Genomic DNA, 17,324 nt, shown 5'->3' with positions numbered 1-17,324 from the left:
GGTATCAAAGTTTAAGTATATGCTATACAATCATGGGCTTTTGTACGAAAACAAAAAAGTACCCCGATTAACAGAGGTACTTTTAGCATTTTAACTTATTTTGATGCTGGAGACGTAGTAACTTCTGGAGACGTTACTTTGTCATAAAAATCTACGAATTTGTCACGATCCTCGCTATCACGGTAAGCCATAGCAACACGTGGATGTTCATTCAGTACACCAGAAATCATGTAAGGAATGATATAGCCCCATTCCCACTTTTGACGCATTTCAAGCATATGCTTTTCAATTACGCCAAGAATCGGCTTCATCTCATAGCTTGGTTTTGGTATGTAGCTAACAAGCAGCTCTGTGTTACAGTTACCAGCTGCACGGCCCATACCATAAACAGATGAATCAAGGAATGTAACTCCATTACGCATCGCAGTTAATGTATTAGCAAAAGCTAGCTGCATGTTGTTATGTGTATGGATCCCAAGCTGTTTGCTAGGAATCATGGCTTGGAATTTTTTCACTTGATGCTCAATATCCGCAGGGTCTAGGCTCCCAAAGGAGTCAACAATATATACAACATCTACGGGGCTTTTCTTTACCATTTCAAATGCTTCAATAAGCTGATTTTCCGGTACGCTAGATAGTGCCATAATGTTAAGTGAAGTCTCATAGCCTAAATCGTGAAACATTTTTATAAGCTCTAAGCCTTTATCTACTTCGCGAATATAGCATGCCACTCGAATCATATCTAACATACTTTGTTCACGCGGCAGGATGTCATCTGGATCTACACGCCCAATATCTACTAAGGCAGATAGCTTCGTGAATTTTTTCTCAGGGATAATTTCTTTGAGAAAGTTATCGTCAAGAAATCTCCATGGATTGGGCTCAGTTGCTTGAAGAAGCTTAGGTGAATTTTTATAACCAATCTCCATATATTCAACGCCGGCTGCGCTTAGGCCGTTATATAAGTCTTGCACAAATTCAACGCTAAAATCCCAATTATTAATTAAACCTCCGTCACGAATGGTACAGTCTATAATTTTGCTATTATGTTCCATGGTATTTATTTCCTCCTATGTAGTCTATTTATGTATTATTCTAAACTTTATTGCTTTTATGCTTTTAAGCACTAAACTCTCCTATTGTGTTTATACCATGACTGATTCAGAGGCGTCAATGTATTTTCCAAATGTGTCTCTGCTTTACTGTATTCCATGGGTAGGAGATGCTTTGGCTTTTCATCCGCTTGATGCTCTTAAAACAACATCAAGTTCAGCAGTACAACCCCTAGTATATACAAACACAGCGCATCTTACATCACTACTTCCTGCAATAAAGGTTGTTTTTTAAGTGAAACTGTTTATTAGGGAGGGAACTGCCATTAGTATCTACGTTATAGGTTTAGATTGCTCTATAATTAATCCATAAATTTGAGAAGAGATTTAAAACATGAAAAATAAGAAACTTTTTCACATTAACAGTTGTATAGGAAGTATTAGTTGTTACTTAATCATTTTAATTTACTTGTCTTTACATCGTCCAAAACGTAAGAAATGATAAGAGTATAGAAGTAATAAACATCGCAATCAACGACTTTAATGCTTTTGTTCGAAGAGCCTTCATACTTACATTTAACCCTAAGCCGACCATAGCCATTGTTAAAAGAAACGTGGTTAGAGTTGAAATATCAGCCATGATCGTTTTGGGTATGATAAGGTGCTTGCCTACGACATAACTCCCAAAGACACTCATAGTTATAAACCCTATTAAAAACCAAGGGAATTCAATCTTCGTACCAGATTCAATTTTTCCTGTTCGCTTCATCCAATACATTAAGATAAAGCTTAATGGTACAAGTAAAAGCACTCTACCTAACTTAGCCAACAGTCCAATAGCTAGGGCGTCGCGTCCAGCCGGTGCTGCAGCTAGAGCTACATGGGCAATTTCATGGAGACCTACGCCTGACCAAATTCCATATTGCATATTTGTGAAATGTATATAAGGTCTTAAAATTGTATATCCAACTGCAAATAGAGTTCCCACTAAAGCGATAACACCAGCTCCGATAGCTGTATCTTCTTCTTTTGCTTTTATAATGGGAGAAACAGCTGCGATAGCTGCCGCACCGCACATTCCTGTTCCTATCCCTAAAAGAAGGGATAGACCACGATCAGCCTTCATCCATTTGGCTAGAAAAATTGTTAAAACAACCGCAAATACAGCTGTTCCCACATCGCGAAATAACAATCCTAGTCCGTGATGAATAACAACATCAATATTTAGCTTTAATCCATATAAAATAATTGCATAACGCAACAGCTTTTTAGAAGAAAATTGAATTCCAGATCTTATTTTTTCGGGGTATCCCCAAATTTGACGATAGATTACTGCCATTATAATTGAACAGGCTAGTGGACCGATCTGATTAAACCCCGGGACTTTCGCTAAGCATAAGCAAGTAAAGCAAAAAGAAAAGTAAAAGCAATTCCTCCAGCCCATAAAGAAATATTAGATGACGTCCGGGCATTTGTTCGTAAGAATAGAGTCCACTTTTGGGCTTTATTTATATTTATCATACATTTCATCTCCAATATGAATTCTTATCAAGCGCGGCTTCACACAAGAAGTGTATGATTTAACTATAAAAGACACTTTATCATTAGTAAAATATATATAAATCATGATTATGATTAAAAATATTAATAAATTAAACAAAAAAAGAGCAAGTTGATCTTCAGAGTTACTGAAAATCAACTTGCTCCTTTTGTACGTTTTTATCCTTTAATTCTTTAAAAAATAATCCATACAAAAATATATGTGCTTATGAGAGAGAGACAGCCTTGCTAGTTGCTAAGCCTTTTTTACGTCTATACCATAGCAGGATCAAACTGCCTAATACGCAAAGGAAAGAAACTAGCTGAGCTATTCTAATATGAGAAGTTAGCATTAAGCTATCTGTACGCAATCCCTCTACAAAAAATCTTCCTATGGAATACCATAGTAGGTAAGTAAGAAAGACTTCGCCTCTTTTTAACAAGGATTTTCTTAATACGATTAGGACAAGAACACCTATTATGTTCCAAATTGATTCATAGAGAAACGTAGGATGATAGTAGGTTCCATGGATATACATTTGGTTAATAATAAAATCAGGTAAATGCAAAGTTTCTAAAAACTGACGTGTAACAGGTCCGCCATGTGCTTCTTGATTCATGAAGTTTCCCCACCGGCCAATAGCTTGGCCTAATAATAAGCTAGGAGCTAAAACATCAGCCATTTTCCAAAAAGAAAGATTCTTTTTTCTGCAAAACCATATAGCTGTTAATACAGAGCCAATAATTCCACCGTGAATAGCTATGCCTCCATGCCAAATTGCTATAATTTCGCCTGGGTGGTCTTTATAATAACTCCATTCAAAAAGTACGTAGTAAATTCGAGCAGTAATGATAGCAATCGGTAGTGCTATCAGAAGTAAATCAGAGATGGTTTCTGAAGAAATCCCTCGTTTCTTTCCTTCTTTCGAGGCTAACAAGAAGCCTAAGAAAGCTCCTATTCCTATGATAATTCCATACCAATGGACTTCAAGTGGACCAAGATGGAAGGCGATAGGGCTTAAAGGTTGTGTGTATTGGTTCATGTCTTTTCTCCTTTACTTCATATCGGTTTTCTTACATTTTTTAAGAGTAGTATTAAATTAGAGTGCCTTTTTAGTATATCTAATTGGATAAAGAAAGGACAACTTTTGCTTACGAACGATCATGATTTCTTTGCCTACTTTAGTGTAACAGAATAGCCTCCTTAGAATTGTCAACATTAAAATAGACAGTACATTGACTTAATTACCAAAATATACTATTCTTATTTTAGACAATATACTGTCTAAAATGGAGGGTGAATATGGATATTTATAAAGAGCTTTTTCTAATGCAGCAAACTTACGCTACTTTATTTTCTCTGGCAAATAAAATCCAGGTAAAGGGTGATAAATCTCTTGAACTTTTAACTTCAAGACAGCATATGGCGATGGTGGCAATTGCTCATTTACCTAAAGATGAAACAACATTGAATAATATTGCTAGAAAATTAGGAACTACAAAACAAAGCGTCAAACAGTTAATTACTATTATGGAAAAGAAAGGTTATGTGGACGTAATTCCTAGCAGTAAAGATAAGCGTGCAGTTAACGTGAAAATCACAAAAGCGGGAAAAGAGGCACTGCTTGTTGTTTCAGAAAAAGGAATTTTTTTTTTGGAAGACCTTTTTAACAAGTTTTCAACCGAAGAATTGGAAATAATGTGGAAGCTTTTAAAGAAACTTTATAGCTTTGATGGGGAAGAACATGATGGGTTTGAAGAAGAAAGTAACGTAGAAATGGATGAAGATCACACTGAATTACAGTTGAGAGTAATAAGAGAGCTTGAAAGTCGAAGAGTTCAAGCAATTGATAATATGAGAAAGAATATATAAAAAAACTCGAGAGGCTAATCTAATTTAAAGCATATCGATTAATCTTTTTAAAATTTTAAAAATAAAGGATAAAGGAGAGCAATCATTATGTTTGAAATCAGCGATGAAACATTACGATTAATTAATAAAACCTGTAAAGGAAAAAAGCACTTGAAACTAACCGTTGGCTACTTAACGGACAATCAGTCTATTATAAAAGTCTATAATGAAAGCGGTGAAATTGACTCGTCAAAAAAATATCATTATGAAATTGGTTCTATTACGAAAACTTTTACTGTATCGCTGTTATCAAAATGCATATTTGAAAACAAGGTGTCGTTAAACGACTCTATACAAAAATACATAAAAGAACTTAAAGAAGACATGTATTATCCTACATTGCTCCGTCTCGCTACTCACTCTTCTGGATATTCAGGAAGCTTACCTTTAAATAAAAGGGAATATTTTAAAATAATTTTAGGTTTGATTTTTGGCGGAAGTGATTTGAACAAAAATAATCCGTTGCATATGGATTTTAACAAAATGAAGATGCTAATCGAAAGAAAAAAATTGAAAGAAGTAGATTATTCATGGAGATATTCCAATTTCGGCATCTCACTTATTGGGTATGTGTTGGGAATGGTATCGGGAAAAGGATATTGGGATACTATGGATGACTTTCTTCACGATGAGCTTGGACTAAAGGATACTTGTTTAGGCAGCTCAAATAATCATTTACAGGGTTATGACCGCAAAAATAATGATTGCGGTAACTGGCATTGGGACAAAGGAAATTTTATATCACCTTCAGGGGCGGTATCCTCAACCGCTGACGATTTACTGAAATACGCAAAAATAAATATGTACGAAGATAAACCATATCTGTCTTTATGTCATAAAAAACACGGTAATGGAACAAAGAAGTTTGATATGGGTCTTGGATGGTTGCTTTTAAAGAAAAACAATAATGTAGTGTTGCACGGCGGTGGAACAGGGTGCTTCAGCTCCTTTTTAGGAATTGATAAGGAAAAGAAAGTTGCGTCCGTCGTTTTAGCTAATTATAAACTAGGCAGAAATGATGACGAGAATATAGGAATGGCTTTATTGGAAAGTCTACGGAAGTCAAAAGATATATAAGAATAGTCTACAAAAAAACGAAGAAAATTAGTCTATTACAGTTCACCTTAACCCTTTAATTTCAATTAATTGAGAGGTTATTACCAATATACCGACCCTCAAGAAGCATAGATACCACTTCTTTTTTTGATAAAACCGTGCTATTATCATTAAGGTTTGTGAAGAACAGAAGATTTTTGTCTTTACGTACATTCTTTTGGTATAGTGTTAGAAATAAGGAGTGGGTAAGTTGGTTTTTACTGAATTTTTCCAGCAGTTTCCCGTAAAGGTTTTAACGGTAGGGCTGCTGATTGTACTTATCGTTTATTTTATTCGCAAATTCATTAAGCTTTTCTTTGATAAAACGAGCTTTTTAGATGAAAAACGAGAAGAGACGCTCATGCACTTTTCTAATCAGGTCACAAGAGTATTGGGGCTGGCTTTTTTCTTTATTTATGTGCTTAGCCATTTCTTTGACTTCGGAAAGATTCTCACTAGTTCGGTAGTGTTGGCCAGTGCCCTGGCAATAATCCTCCAGCATATTATCCGTGATTATATAATGGGACTGACTTACTTGTTTGAACGCCAGATCCACCACGGAGATTATGTTATTCTCAACGGAAACCGTCAAGGGAAAATAGAAGAAATTACGATGCGCTACTTAAAGATTCGCCAGTATGACGGCTACCTCTATACCGTCTCATATAGCAACATTACAGAACTTCAGAACGGAACCCGAGGAAGACGCCGGGTAAATGAAAGTCTTATTCTCAACTATAGACAAAACCCGGACGATGCTTTCAAAGTAATGGAGCAGGTAGCACAAATATGTAACGAGAAATATGGCCACTATTTGCTGAAAGATGTGAATGGAATTCCTATAGAAAGTTTTCAATTTAATCAAATTACTGAACTGAACGTAGGTTTTAAAGGTCACCAATATTCATTATCAGGCCTTGTGAAGGAAGCTGATTTTGTAGATGCGGGTCAAAAGGTGCGATATGAACTCGCAATGGCTGCCTACAAAAATGACCTAATGATGGCTGAAAGCTTCGAGACAAGCCATTAAAAATAAAACTCGTACCTTGTTTATATACAAGCTTTTATATGTAAGATACAAACACCCTTGTGATTTTTCAAAAGGGTGTTTTTTATTTTAAAAAATATCTATTAAGTACTTCTCCAGTACAGATTAATTATCTGAAACAGAAAAAATTATTTAGTACATCTAAATTATTCTTCTAGCAACATGGTAAAATTAAACAAAACATTCAAAAGGTAAAGGGGGATTAACTATGGCGCAAAAATCTAATTATGCAAAAATCAACTCAAAAATGTGGGATGAATGGGCTTCAGCTGGAGGAGAATGGTCATTAGCTATTAATCATCAAGATTTTGTAGATGCAACTCAAGGTAATTTTGATATCTACTTAACACCTTGTAAGCCTGTTCCGCATAACTGGTTTATTCCATTTAAGGAAGCAAAAATATTGGGACTTGCTAGCGGAGGAGGACAGCAGTGCCCAGTCTTTGCAGCACAACATGCGGAAGTTACGGTTTTTGACTATTCTGATAAGCAATTAGAATTAGAAAAAACGGTGTCCACTAGAGAAGGCTATTCCATTGATTTAGTTAAAGGAGATATGAGCAAGGTATTTCCTTTTGAAGATGAGACGTTCGATATGATTTTTAATCCTGTATCAAACTGCTATATTCAAGATGTTGAACACGTTTGGCAAGAATGTTTTAGAGTTCTTAAAAAAGGTGGTGTTCTGCTATCTGGCTTTGCAAACCCTGCTCTTTATTTATTTGGAGAAGATGAGAAAGCATTACAAGTGGTTAATAAATTACCTTATGATGGAACTAAAGACACGGTGGAAAATGATGAAGAACTTATAAAAAATGGCGGTGTACAGTTCAGCCATTCATTAGAAACTCAAATGGGCGGACAGCTAAAAGCCGGATTCACCTTACAAGCTCTTTATGAAGATCATCACCATAAGGGGGAAATCACCAAATATATGCCTTGTTATATTGCAACTAAATCCATTAAATAATAGTTCGTTATCATGTTGAATGAGCTATCTCAACTTTTTCAATCGAATAAATTAGAAAATACATTTCAATCAAGTCAACTTAGATCTCAACTTTAGAATCCATCAAGATAAGAGGGAAGAGGTTGCAACTAAAATAGAAAATGGTGTTATTAAACCTAATGTATCTGATAGTCCGTCACTTATTCAATGACCTAAAGAGTATACTCAAGTGTTTAAAGGCGGGAGGCGACATCGCAGTCGAAACAAAAGGAAAAGCTAAATTAATTCGTTTCTTTACATATCGTGGGATGCTAGACAACTTTTCGGGATTTGTATATAACCTAAACGATAATAAGCCTTCAAAAAGCGATTTTAACGGGGACTTTAAACAAATAAAAAAAGTACATAAAAAATGGTATTATGTATCTTCTTATTAAAAATAGGGGCTTTAAATTATAATTCAAAGTCCTTATTTTTTAAGGATGCCGACAGCTCTAATTATGGTAATTAAGATTGTATATCTTATCTACTATTAAAAAGCACCTACTATTTTGATAGCAGGTGCTTCTTGTTACTTATTACTTATTACTTATTACTTTTTTAGTGACCAGCACTCTTATACTAGTTCAACCTTAGTTTTTATTTTTTGTTTGTAAATATTCTTTTTGAAACATACACATTCTTATAGCGTTATGATAGCTTCCATCAACAAAAAATTCATCTTTTAACTCGCCTTCAATAGAAAAACCAACCTTCTTATAGATATGAATTGCTTTTTCATTTTCTTTGTCTACAATTAAGTAAAGTTTATGCATATTCAATACCGAGAAGGCATAATTCATTGCTAGATTTGTGGCAACCATGGCGTAACCATGACCTTGATACGTAGGGTCAATGATAATTTGAAACTCTGCTCTACGATGAATATAATCAATTTCGACTAATTCCACTAATCCAAGCATATCCCCGTCCTTTTCAAGTATGAAACGACGCTCACCTTGATCGTGAATATGTTTATCATATAAATCCTGTAGCTCTACAAAAGCTTCATAAGGCTCTTCAAACCAATAAGACATAATATTTGCATCATTATTGAGTTCATGGACAAATTTTAAATCTTCTCTTTCCAAAGGACGTAACTTAAGTTCCTTATTCATTTCTCAAACCTCCACATTCTAGCATTACTTTAGCACTTTCCGTTTTAAATGTAAAAATTGCTGTAGTTTTAAAAAATAAGAGCTACATAACAATTCAAGGTTTGAATATAGGTCATTTTTCTACTTCTAAGGAACAAAATACACCATGTGGTATTTTAGTAGAGGGAAGTGGAAAGAACCTTCGAATTATTAATAATCATATTTTCGGTATTAAGGCTGCACATAAAAATGGAAACGCTCATACAATAGCTTTTTATGGATCCAAAGCTCCGCGTTCATTACAAAACATTGAAATATCGCGAAACCTACTTGAAAACCTGACCTTAGGTTTTAGTGAAGCGCTGACTCTAAATGGGGATGTTTTCGATAAGATATTCTTTACTTAGTTGCAAATCAATAGTCTTGACATAAAAACCCCCCAATCATTAGAGTTTTTTTATCTAATAATGGGGGGCAGTTCAAGCCGTGGCAAAGGTGTTTTATACTTTTATTGGTTTTCTTTTTCGCTATCGTTATTGTTATTGTTATTGTTATTGTTATTGTTATTAACATTATCACTATATTTGAAATCAATAATTCTTTTTCTAATTTCTTCTCTAATTTCAGGGTTTTCTTTTAAGAAAATCTTAGCGTTTTCTCGTCCTTGTCCTAAACGCTCCTCATTATATGAAAACCAAGATCCAGACTTTTGAACAATGTCTACTTCAGAACCGATATCTAAGATTTCTCCTTCTTTTGAGATACCTTCTCCATACATAATATCTACTTCAGCAATGCGGAAAGGAGGTGCCATTTTATTTTTGACTACTTTAATTCTTGTTTTATTACCAACTATGTCATTTCCTAGTTTAAGTTGTTCAGCGCGGCGAACCTCAAGACGAACGGAAGAATAGAATTTTAGTGCTCTTCCACCTGGCGTTGTTTCTGGATTTCCAAACATAACGCCTACTTTCTCCCTGATTTGGTTGATGAAGATGGCAATGGTTTTAGACTTATTGATTGCTCCAGATAGTTTACGAAGAGCTTGAGACATCAAACGAGCTTGTAAACCTACGTGAGAATCTCCCATTTCTCCTTCAATTTCTTTTTGCGGAACTAATGCTGCTACTGAGTCAACAACAATAATATCTACAGCACCACTTCTAACTAATGCTTCAGCAATTTCAAGTGCCTGTTCACCAGTATCTGGTTGAGATAACAGTAACTCATCAATATCTACGCCTAGTTTTCTTGCATAAACTGGATCAAGTGCGTGTTCAGCATCAATAAAGGCAGCTCGACCTCCATTTTTTTGTACTTCTGCAATTGCGTGTAAGGAAACGGTTGTTTTACCTGAACTTTCCGGCCCGTAAACTTCCATAATTCTTCCTTTGGGATAACCATTAATTCCAAGAGCTATATCTAAAGCTAATGAGCCTGAGCTAGATGCCTCAACTTTTGTATGTGTGCCTTCTCCCATTTTAATAATTGATCCTGTACCGAATTGTTTTTCAATTTGTTTTAGAGCCATATCTAGTGCTGCTTTTTTATCATTCATAATTTGAAACCTCCGATTGTTATTACGTTTACAATAAACGCCAAGGTATTTCGATAAAGAATAAGAGTTGGCTCAAATGTTTTTGCTCCGTGCGAGAAAATTTTGTGTTTAACTGTCTTAGTTTGTTCTGGTGTTCCTTTATTCATCTCTAAACCCTTAGTATCGAACAAATGTTCCTGTTGTGTAATCATACAATAAATGCATCTAATTGTAAAGGTGAAAGTTTTTCTACAAACTAGCTAAAAGAATATCTTATATTTATAAAAAGTAAGTTTATGCTTTCATATAAGTTAAATTAAATAAGAACCATTTTTAAATTTTTATGTACATGAATCTACCAATCTGATTAGACTAATGACGTATTCCTCATATTCCTAGTTACTATAAAACAGATTTCAGGAAGAAATAAAGCAGTCTATACAAATAGACTGCTTCTTGATTAATTATTTACCTGTTTCAGCAAAACGCTGAATACGTTCAGCGATTTCATCACGTACACGCTGGAAAAACGCCCATTTTTCTTCTTCTGTTCCTTCAGCTTTTGCTGGGTCATCAAATCCCCAGTGTTCACGCTTCACATGGGGAGGCGTTACTGGGCAGTGATCTGCTGCATGGCCACATAATGTAACGACCAAATCCGCATTATTTAAAATTTCAGGATCAATGACATCAGATGTTTGATTTGAAATATCAACACCAGCTTCTTTCATTGCTTTTACAGCATTGGGATTTAATCCATGAGCTTCTAATCCTGCACTGCGTACATCCCATTCATCATTATTGAGATGTTTTTTTGCCCATCCTTCAGCCATTTGGCTACGGCAAGAGTTACCTGTACATAAGAAATAAAGTGTTTTTTTAGACATGTGTAAAATCTCCTTTATAATGTGTTAAGAAATAATTGATAACCAAATATATAAACCAACAAGCGTAATAAACAATGTTGGGATGGTTAAGATGATACCTGTTTTAAAATAGGTTCCCCAAGAAATCTTAACTCCTTTTGTCGAAAGAACGTGGAGCCATAAGAGAGTGGCTAGAGAGCCAATAGGTGTAATTTTTGGTCCTAAGTCCGAACCAATGACATTTGCATAAATCAAGGCTTCTTTAATTGTACCTGTTGCAGAAGTTGCATCAATGGCCAAAGCATCAATCATTACGGTTGGCATGTTGTTCATGATCGATGAAAGAATGGCTGCAATGAATCCCATGCCAATAGTTGCTGCAAACAATCCATGGTCAGCCGCTGTTTGAATAAGGCTTGCTAATACTTCAGTTAGCCCTACATTACGTAATCCGTAGACAACCACATACATACCAATGGAAAAGAAAACAATTGCCCATGGAGCTCCTGCTAACACTTTTTTAGTGTGAACAGCAGGACTCTTTCTCGCTATTCCTAAGAATAAAATGGCAATAATTCCTGCAATAATTGAAACGGGAACATCGAAAAACTCACCAATAAAGTAACCAAGAACTAAAATGAATAAAACGATTCCTGATAAACGGAACATTTTTTCATCTTTAATAGCCTCAGCCGGTTTCTGTAAGTCATCTAAGTTGTATTTCTTAGGGATGCTTTTACGAAAGTACAAATATAAGACAACAATACTTGCCGAAAGTGAGAACAGATCTGGCACAATCATACGTGATGCAAATTCAGAAAAGCGAATACCAAAGAAATCAGCTGATACAATGTTGACCAAGTTACTTACTACAAGAGGCAACGACGTTGTATCTGCAATGAATCCACTGGCGATAATAAAAGGAAAGACCATTTTATCTTCAAATTTCAGTGCCCGTACCATGGCAAGTACAATAGGTGTTAGAATTAAGGCTGCTCCATCATTTGCGAATAATGCGGCTACTACAGCTCCAAGTAGGGATACATACACAAACATGCGAATGCCATTGCCTCCCGCAGCTCGTGCCATATGTAAAGCTGCCCACTCAAAAAATCCAATTTCATCTAAAATTAAGGAAATAATAATAACTGCAATAAACGTTAATGTTGCATTCCATACAATTTGAGTTACGTTTAGCACGTCATGGAAATCAACCACACCTGCTAAAAGAGCTAGTACTGCGCCTCCACATGCTGCCCAGCCAATAGACAAGTTCTTTGGCTGCCAAATGACAAAAATCAATGTCACTAAGAAAATGAGGGAGGCTACTATAACTGATACCACTTTACAAACCTCCTACTATTAGCAACAATTAATACGTAATCCTTGCTTTTCTAATTCTTTTAATCGTTCATCTTCGCTTGGTAAAGATTCAAGTACATTAAGGACAAACTGATAATAGCTGTTTTCTTTATTTAATGAATAGAAGATCCAATGTCCTTTTCGTCTTTCCTTTACAAGTTCGATGTCTCTCAATTTACGTAAATGTTGACTAATAGCCGGTTGACTTGCCTTATAGATTTCAACTAGCTCACAAACACAGCATTCGTTATTTTGGAGCAGTTTCATCATAGATAACCTTGTTTTATCGCCAAGCAGCTTCAGTATCTGTGCTGCTTTTTCCATTTCTATTTGCGTTTGTCCGTCCAATCTAACTCACCTCCTTGTTTTCGTATATAATTATATAACTATTTTATTATATATTCAATAAAAATATACGCTAAAATTAATCAAAAAAAATTGATTAATACCTTGATTTATCTAAATTTTCCAGATATGATGAATACATCAAAAAAATTGATTTATAAAAGTGAGGGTGAACGCAGTGAGAGTCAATAACTCTGGCAACTTATCTGTTACGTACTTTCGAGCCTATTTTCATTTAGTTATGAACACCCAAGGGATGGACCATAAGGAAGCACAAAACCTAATCTTTCAGCGTTTTTTTCATCAAGATCCTATGCTAAGAGGGGAAACTACATATCGTAACTTTAAAAAAGCTGCCGAAAACTTCGAACTTTAAATCAAAAAAAGTTGATGAAGGAGAATGACAATGGAAACAGTTAAGGAAGGAAAGCACCCATTTAAACAGTACGAACAAAAATTCAAAGCCCTTGCTGATCAAAAGAGATTAGAAATTATGTATGAGCTCTGCCAGCTAGGACAGACATGCGTATGTGATCTAACTGAATGCTTTGGAATGTCTCAATCTAAACTTTCCTATCATTTAAAGATTTTATTAGAAGCAAACCTTATCACAAAAGAAACGAAAGGGACATGGAGCTATTATGATTTAAATGATAAAGAGGTAAATCACCTGTTATCTGAGGAGCTTTGCTGCTTGTTTAGAAAAGATACAAGTAAAAGCGGCTCATGCTCTTAAAATAATATTGTTTATAATGCGAAGGAGGAAGTATAAATGAAATATGTTCACGTAGGAATTAATGTCACGAATCTAGAGGCGTCCATGGAGTTTTATCAAAAAGTATTTGGCGTTCAACCTGTGAAAACGAAAGTAGATTACGCTAAATTCTTAGTAGATGAGCCAAGATTAAATTTCACTTTAAACGTACGAGACGAAGTAAAGGGTAATCAAGTGAATCATTTCGGCTTCCAAGTAGAAACTCCTGAAGAAATCCATTCCCACAAATCACGATTAGAAAAAGAGGGCTTCTTTGCCCGTGAAGAAATGGATACAACTTGCTGCTATGCTGTGCAAGATAAGTTTTGGGTAACAGATCCGGACGGAAACGAATGGGAATTCTTTTATACGAAATCTGATAGTAAGATTCATACGACTGAGGATAGCGTTGGAGTGAATGAAAAGTCATCTGCAAACAACTCATGTTGTTAATGATTAATTGACTAAAAAGACAGGAAGAAGTAGACTCTTTCTGTCTTTTTTATTTAGCATAGAATTAATGATGTTTAGCGGAGTTTTCTTGCTAAGACAGCTAACTGTAAGCAAGAAAACCTCGTGATGCACGTCCTTTAACTCGACTAAGCAGTTATTTTGTTTCTGTATGAGAAATATCCCAAGGGTTAACAAACATCATTCTGTCTTCTTTAATTGAATCTCTCTTACCTTTTGACGAAGATGATCTGGCCACCACGCGCCACAATCATCGGATACAATGCAAGCAGCGCATATTTTGAAATCGTAAACCATCATCTCCTTGATTGGGGGAGAGTAGAGATGAAGAGTAACTAGACCCGCGCCTTCAGCACTCTTCATCTTGTGCACACCTTTCTTGGGAGCAAAAAAAAGCTTACCTTTTCCCTGATGCTGAGAAAACAGTTCTTCTGGCATTTGGTTTTCTTTAACTTCGTAAACCGTATTTATAGTTGTACCATTTACTACTTGAATCCATCCATGCGAATGACCGTGATCGTGAGGAGCACACTCTATTGCTGACCAATTCATAACAAGTAATTCTACTTCATCATTTTGATAGAGAAGCTTTCTATAGTATGGCTTGTCTTTTGCTGACTGCAATAGTGGTTTTAAATCATTAAAGTTTATATCTAAAGCCAAAAGAGCCTCTCTTAGTTCCAATTTGGTAGGGGAGTCCAAGTTATCTAAAATATGCTTTACCTGTTCAATTAAGCTCATACACGCATTACCTCCTTATCAGTAGCACAAATTTTTAGGTTTTCTGCATAGCTACAATTTTTTGTTTCTCCATGGCAAGTACCTTAAAAAAGTTAGTAGTCTTCCATTAGCTACAATTACTCCCACTATAATTATGACTCCTCCTAATATGCTGACGGGAATAATCTTTTCTCGTAACAGTAAAACAGCTGTTATAAGCGTCGCTACTGGTTCTAAATAAAGAAACACAGATACCTGTGACGCCTCTAAAACCTCTAAAGCCTTTGCCCAGTACCAATAGGCAACACCTGAAACGAATACACCGAGAAATAGTAAATGAGCCCACTCCACGCTCGTTAAAAAAGGCATGATCTCCCATCCTTTATTTCTTACAAGAAAGGGAGTTGTTAGAGTAAATCCTATTAAACACATATAAAACGTAACAACAAGAGAGGGAAGTTGGATATCCAGCTTTTTTAATAGGACAGAATAGATTGCCCAGTTTAATGTACTTAAAACCATTAACAGGTAACCGATATTAACCGGAAGCTGAAGGGAATGCTGATTGCTAGAAGTGGTCACCAGCAGAACGCCAATAATAGCTACAATAATCCCCGATGCTTTTAATAACGTCATCTTTTCATGCAAAAAAAATACGGAGAGAATGACTGTAAATACAGGAGAAAACGAAATGATCCATCCGGCTGCCGAAGCATTTATTGTGAGAAGTGCTGTTGCCTGAATAACCTGATGAATAAACACTCCAAGGAGCCCTAACACAATTAAGTGAGGAATATACTTAAGTGGAATGTTTAATGGATAGCGTTTGAGCACTAATAATACCAATAAAAAAAGTGCCCCAATTCCAAAACGAAGAACAAGGAGTGTGTATGGATCTAGTTTATCTAAAACCGCTTTGGTAGAGACAAAGGAAATTCCCCAAAAACTAATAGACATTATTGCATAGAACGAGGCAGCAAATTTAACCCTGGACGCAATCATAGGCTCAATTTTCCTTTCAACAATAAAGATATCTTTTATTAACTAACATATGCCTTTTCGAAAGGGAAATGAAAAAAATCATGCCATTCTAAAAAAATCAGTAGAAACTTTAGTATTTGTATCGTTATCACTATCACTATCTCTTAACTAAAGTAACTATAGTTGTCATTTGTAGAAAACTAAATTTGGAAGTTTATAGTCATATATAGGCTAAATCCTAAAGAGTTCGTTACCAAAAGTAATCATGCCAACTTTCATAAGGAACTTTCAGACTTTTAAAAGGTGCACAGTATTTTCTATTCATATGTATTAATTGTAAGTCATAATTCTTTTGTACAAGAACAGGTGAGAGTGCCTAAAACACAATTGACATCGATCATAAATATCATATAAAATGATAATGATTATCAGTATCAATTATAGTGGTATTTGTATTTATAATAAAAAGGAATTTTTAAAAAATAGAAGGAAATAGAGGAGAATGTGGTATGGATAAACACTTTGTCATAATGGAACCATTTTGTCATGAAGTAGGATGCTGCTGTCCAGAACAGCAGCACCAGCATATGATTAACTTCCGTGAAGGAGACGTTTGGACAATTACAAACAACCGCAAGTACGTCGATTGCTTAGGATGGCATTGTTTAATCGATATTAATAACGAATTTCAGTTCTTTATCTATGTAGACGATATTCACGAATTACATACTAAGGGCAGTATTTGCTCTATTTCAGATTTGGACCTAAAGATTAATTATTTGAACTTCAAAATAAACGAAGCACTTGATGCACAGAATAAAGAAGCGTTTCTTTCTCTTTCTACTAAATTACAACATGCACAACGGGTAAAAAATAAAATTCCCAACGCTGAGGGGCAGATTTTTTAAGCAACTTGAATAGAGACCTCTAATGTTCATTTATTATAGTATTCACTTGATATATATTTTCTTGCTTATAGTCAGAACTTATTCCTATGCCAAAACTTGGTTATGGTAGAATATGAACAATAGGTTTGATTGTATGTTAAATATTAAAGGAATAAAGTGAGGGATTCTCCTTAATTATTGAGACTCTTTTATTCCTTCTTCCTGCTTGCTTATATAAGCATTCCCCCATTGTTCTAAAGATTTAAGTATTGGGAGAAAACTTTCTCCAAGTTCTGTTAAATAATATAAGACTCTTTTAGGGTTATCATTGGTTTCTTCTCTTTTTATTAATCCGTCTTTTTCCATATCCCTAAGCTGGAGTGTAAGAATGCGCTGAGTAATACCCGGTATTTCACGGCGCATTGCATTATAATACATAGGTGACTTTGATAACAAAGATAAAATAATGCCTTTCCATTTACCGCCTATAATATGCATTGCTAATTCAATTGGACAGGCTTGCTTTACAGTTAACGTACAAGGACCATATTGATCACTTTTAAAGTCTGACATTTTCTCACCTCAATCGGTAGTAACAAATTTGTGCCTTCTTGTTACTCCTATTTTTTCTGTTTACACTTATGATATCAAATAAATCAGAAGAAGGTGT

Annotated in this window: 17 protein-coding genes and 1 pseudogene; 7 read left to right on the top strand and 11 right to left on the bottom strand. The window is 35.2% G+C overall.

Translation table 11 applies throughout. The features are described 5' to 3' along the window. Positions 1 to 95: 95 nt before the first annotated feature. The 3 genes and pseudogenes from AC2YJL_RS15365 to lgt all read right to left on the bottom strand — a co-directional run bounded on the left by AC2YJL_RS15365 (position 96) and on the right by lgt (position 3,634). A complete protein-coding gene (locus AC2YJL_RS15365) occupies positions 96 to 1,055 on the bottom strand; it encodes an aldolase catalytic domain-containing protein (protein WP_195694793.1) in 960 nt (319 codons plus the stop codon). Between the two features lie 472 nt (positions 1,056 to 1,527). Continuing rightward, positions 1,528 to 2,573 (bottom strand): annotated as a pseudogene (locus AC2YJL_RS15360) (YeiH family protein). Between the two features lie 245 nt (positions 2,574 to 2,818). Beyond that, positions 2,819 to 3,634: a prolipoprotein diacylglyceryl transferase gene (gene lgt, locus AC2YJL_RS15355; RefSeq protein WP_487374804.1), complete on the bottom strand. Its 816-nt coding sequence runs from the start codon at positions 3,632 to 3,634 to the stop codon at positions 2,819 to 2,821. Positions 3,635 to 3,894: 260 nt separating this feature from the next. Between lgt and AC2YJL_RS15350 the strand changes: the two genes are divergently transcribed. The 4 genes from AC2YJL_RS15350 (at position 3,895) to AC2YJL_RS15335 (ending at position 7,616) form a co-directional block, all read left to right on the top strand. Beyond that, on the top strand, positions 3,895 to 4,464 hold the full coding sequence (locus tag AC2YJL_RS15350; RefSeq protein WP_230932368.1) for a MarR family winged helix-turn-helix transcriptional regulator: 570 nt from the start codon (positions 3,895 to 3,897) through the stop codon (positions 4,462 to 4,464). An 87-nt stretch (positions 4,465 to 4,551) separates the two neighbouring features. Next, complete coding sequence (locus AC2YJL_RS15345) at positions 4,552 to 5,580, top strand: serine hydrolase domain-containing protein (RefSeq protein ID WP_230932369.1); 1,029 nt, start codon at positions 4,552 to 4,554, stop codon at positions 5,578 to 5,580. Positions 5,581 to 5,809: 229 nt separating this feature from the next. Then, entirely contained in the window at positions 5,810 to 6,628 is an 819-nt protein-coding gene (locus AC2YJL_RS15340; RefSeq protein ID WP_269067576.1) for a mechanosensitive ion channel family protein, read from the top strand. 226 nt (positions 6,629 to 6,854) lie between these two features. Continuing rightward, complete coding sequence (locus AC2YJL_RS15335) at positions 6,855 to 7,616, top strand: class I SAM-dependent methyltransferase (RefSeq protein ID WP_487374803.1); 762 nt, start codon at positions 6,855 to 6,857, stop codon at positions 7,614 to 7,616. 611 nt (positions 7,617 to 8,227) lie between these two features. Here AC2YJL_RS15335 and speG read toward each other — a convergent pair. The 5 genes from speG to AC2YJL_RS15310 form a co-directional block, all read right to left on the bottom strand. After that, positions 8,228 to 8,752 (bottom strand): spermidine N1-acetyltransferase, encoded by a 525-nt coding sequence (speG, locus tag AC2YJL_RS15330; protein ID WP_013056444.1) that lies wholly within the window; start codon positions 8,750 to 8,752, stop codon positions 8,228 to 8,230. Positions 8,753 to 9,239: 487 nt separating this feature from the next. Beyond that, a complete protein-coding gene (recA, locus tag AC2YJL_RS15325) occupies positions 9,240 to 10,289 on the bottom strand; it encodes a recombinase RecA (protein ID WP_487374802.1) in 1,050 nt (349 codons plus the stop codon). Positions 10,290 to 10,732: 443 nt separating this feature from the next. Further along, positions 10,733 to 11,155, bottom strand: a complete 423-nt coding sequence (gene arsC, locus AC2YJL_RS15320; RefSeq protein ID WP_230932373.1) for an arsenate reductase (thioredoxin) — start codon at positions 11,153 to 11,155, stop codon at positions 10,733 to 10,735. A 24-nt stretch (positions 11,156 to 11,179) separates the two neighbouring features. After that, the gene (locus AC2YJL_RS15315; protein ID WP_407819046.1) at positions 11,180 to 12,478 is read right to left on the bottom strand and encodes an arsenic transporter; all 1,299 of its coding nucleotides are present in this window, start codon (positions 12,476 to 12,478) and stop codon (positions 11,180 to 11,182) included. Between the two features lie 18 nt (positions 12,479 to 12,496). Beyond that, complete coding sequence (locus AC2YJL_RS15310; protein ID WP_372586375.1) at positions 12,497 to 12,820, bottom strand: ArsR/SmtB family transcription factor; 324 nt, start codon at positions 12,818 to 12,820, stop codon at positions 12,497 to 12,499. Between the two features lie 427 nt (positions 12,821 to 13,247). Between AC2YJL_RS15310 and AC2YJL_RS15305 the strand changes: the two genes are divergently transcribed. Together AC2YJL_RS15305 and AC2YJL_RS15300 are read left to right on the top strand one after the other, a co-directional pair. Then, entirely contained in the window at positions 13,248 to 13,577 is a 330-nt protein-coding gene (locus tag AC2YJL_RS15305) for an ArsR/SmtB family transcription factor (protein WP_251567831.1), read from the top strand. A gap of 36 nt (positions 13,578 to 13,613) precedes the next feature. Continuing rightward, the gene (locus AC2YJL_RS15300) at positions 13,614 to 14,048 is read left to right on the top strand and encodes an ArsI/CadI family heavy metal resistance metalloenzyme (RefSeq protein ID WP_195694782.1); all 435 of its coding nucleotides are present in this window, start codon (positions 13,614 to 13,616) and stop codon (positions 14,046 to 14,048) included. A gap of 198 nt (positions 14,049 to 14,246) precedes the next feature. On the opposite strand, the gene AC2YJL_RS15295 is transcribed toward AC2YJL_RS15300, so the two are convergent. Then, on the bottom strand, positions 14,247 to 14,807 hold the full coding sequence (locus tag AC2YJL_RS15295; RefSeq protein ID WP_251567832.1) for a cysteine dioxygenase: 561 nt from the start codon (positions 14,805 to 14,807) through the stop codon (positions 14,247 to 14,249). 51 nt (positions 14,808 to 14,858) lie between these two features. After that, positions 14,859 to 15,788 (bottom strand): DMT family transporter, encoded by a 930-nt coding sequence (locus tag AC2YJL_RS15290; protein ID WP_487374801.1) that lies wholly within the window; start codon positions 15,786 to 15,788, stop codon positions 14,859 to 14,861. A gap of 488 nt (positions 15,789 to 16,276) precedes the next feature. Here AC2YJL_RS15290 and AC2YJL_RS15285 point away from each other — a divergent pair, with 488 nt between their 5' ends. Then, a complete protein-coding gene (locus AC2YJL_RS15285; RefSeq protein WP_195694779.1) occupies positions 16,277 to 16,675 on the top strand; it encodes an IDEAL domain-containing protein in 399 nt (132 codons plus the stop codon). A 174-nt stretch (positions 16,676 to 16,849) separates the two neighbouring features. On the opposite strand, the gene AC2YJL_RS15280 is transcribed toward AC2YJL_RS15285, so the two are convergent. Further along, positions 16,850 to 17,227 (bottom strand): winged helix-turn-helix transcriptional regulator, encoded by a 378-nt coding sequence (locus tag AC2YJL_RS15280; protein WP_487374800.1) that lies wholly within the window; start codon positions 17,225 to 17,227, stop codon positions 16,850 to 16,852. Positions 17,228 to 17,324 lie beyond the last annotated feature (97 nt).

It is taken from the genome of Priestia sp. SRI_019, assembly GCF_057586255.1.
The sequence above is the reverse complement of the archived record's forward strand: the minus strand, read 5'-3'. Positions and strand labels throughout refer to the sequence as shown.

Bases quoted from the DNA above. Each gene is read 5' to 3' on its own strand.
- AC2YJL_RS15345 (WP_230932369.1), top strand. From the start codon at position 4,552: ATGTTTGAAATCAGCGATGAAACATTACGATTAATTAATAAAACCTGT.
- AC2YJL_RS15365 (WP_195694793.1), bottom strand. From the start codon at position 1,055: ATGGAACATAATAGCAAAATTATAGACTGTACCATTCGTGACGGAGGT.
- lgt (WP_487374804.1), bottom strand. From the start codon at position 3,634: ATGAACCAATACACACAACCTTTAAGCCCTATCGCCTTCCATCTTGGT.
- AC2YJL_RS15305 (WP_251567831.1), top strand. From the start codon at position 13,248: ATGGAAACAGTTAAGGAAGGAAAGCACCCATTTAAACAGTACGAACAA.
- AC2YJL_RS15295 (WP_251567832.1), bottom strand. From the start codon at position 14,807: ATGAGCTTAATTGAACAGGTAAAGCATATTTTAGATAACTTGGACTCC.
- AC2YJL_RS15285 (WP_195694779.1), top strand. From the start codon at position 16,277: ATGGATAAACACTTTGTCATAATGGAACCATTTTGTCATGAAGTAGGA.
- AC2YJL_RS15300 (WP_195694782.1), top strand. From the start codon at position 13,614: ATGAAATATGTTCACGTAGGAATTAATGTCACGAATCTAGAGGCGTCC.
- AC2YJL_RS15350 (WP_230932368.1), top strand. From the start codon at position 3,895: ATGGATATTTATAAAGAGCTTTTTCTAATGCAGCAAACTTACGCTACT.
- recA (WP_487374802.1), bottom strand. From the start codon at position 10,289: ATGAATGATAAAAAAGCAGCACTAGATATGGCTCTAAAACAAATTGAA.
- AC2YJL_RS15310 (WP_372586375.1), bottom strand. From the start codon at position 12,820: ATGGAAAAAGCAGCACAGATACTGAAGCTGCTTGGCGATAAAACAAGG.
- AC2YJL_RS15280 (WP_487374800.1), bottom strand. From the start codon at position 17,227: ATGTCAGACTTTAAAAGTGATCAATATGGTCCTTGTACGTTAACTGTA.
- arsC (WP_230932373.1), bottom strand. From the start codon at position 11,155: ATGTCTAAAAAAACACTTTATTTCTTATGTACAGGTAACTCTTGCCGT.
- AC2YJL_RS15335 (WP_487374803.1), top strand. From the start codon at position 6,855: ATGGCGCAAAAATCTAATTATGCAAAAATCAACTCAAAAATGTGGGAT.
- speG (WP_013056444.1), bottom strand. From the start codon at position 8,752: ATGAATAAGGAACTTAAGTTACGTCCTTTGGAAAGAGAAGATTTAAAA.
- AC2YJL_RS15290 (WP_487374801.1), bottom strand. From the start codon at position 15,788: ATGATTGCGTCCAGGGTTAAATTTGCTGCCTCGTTCTATGCAATAATG.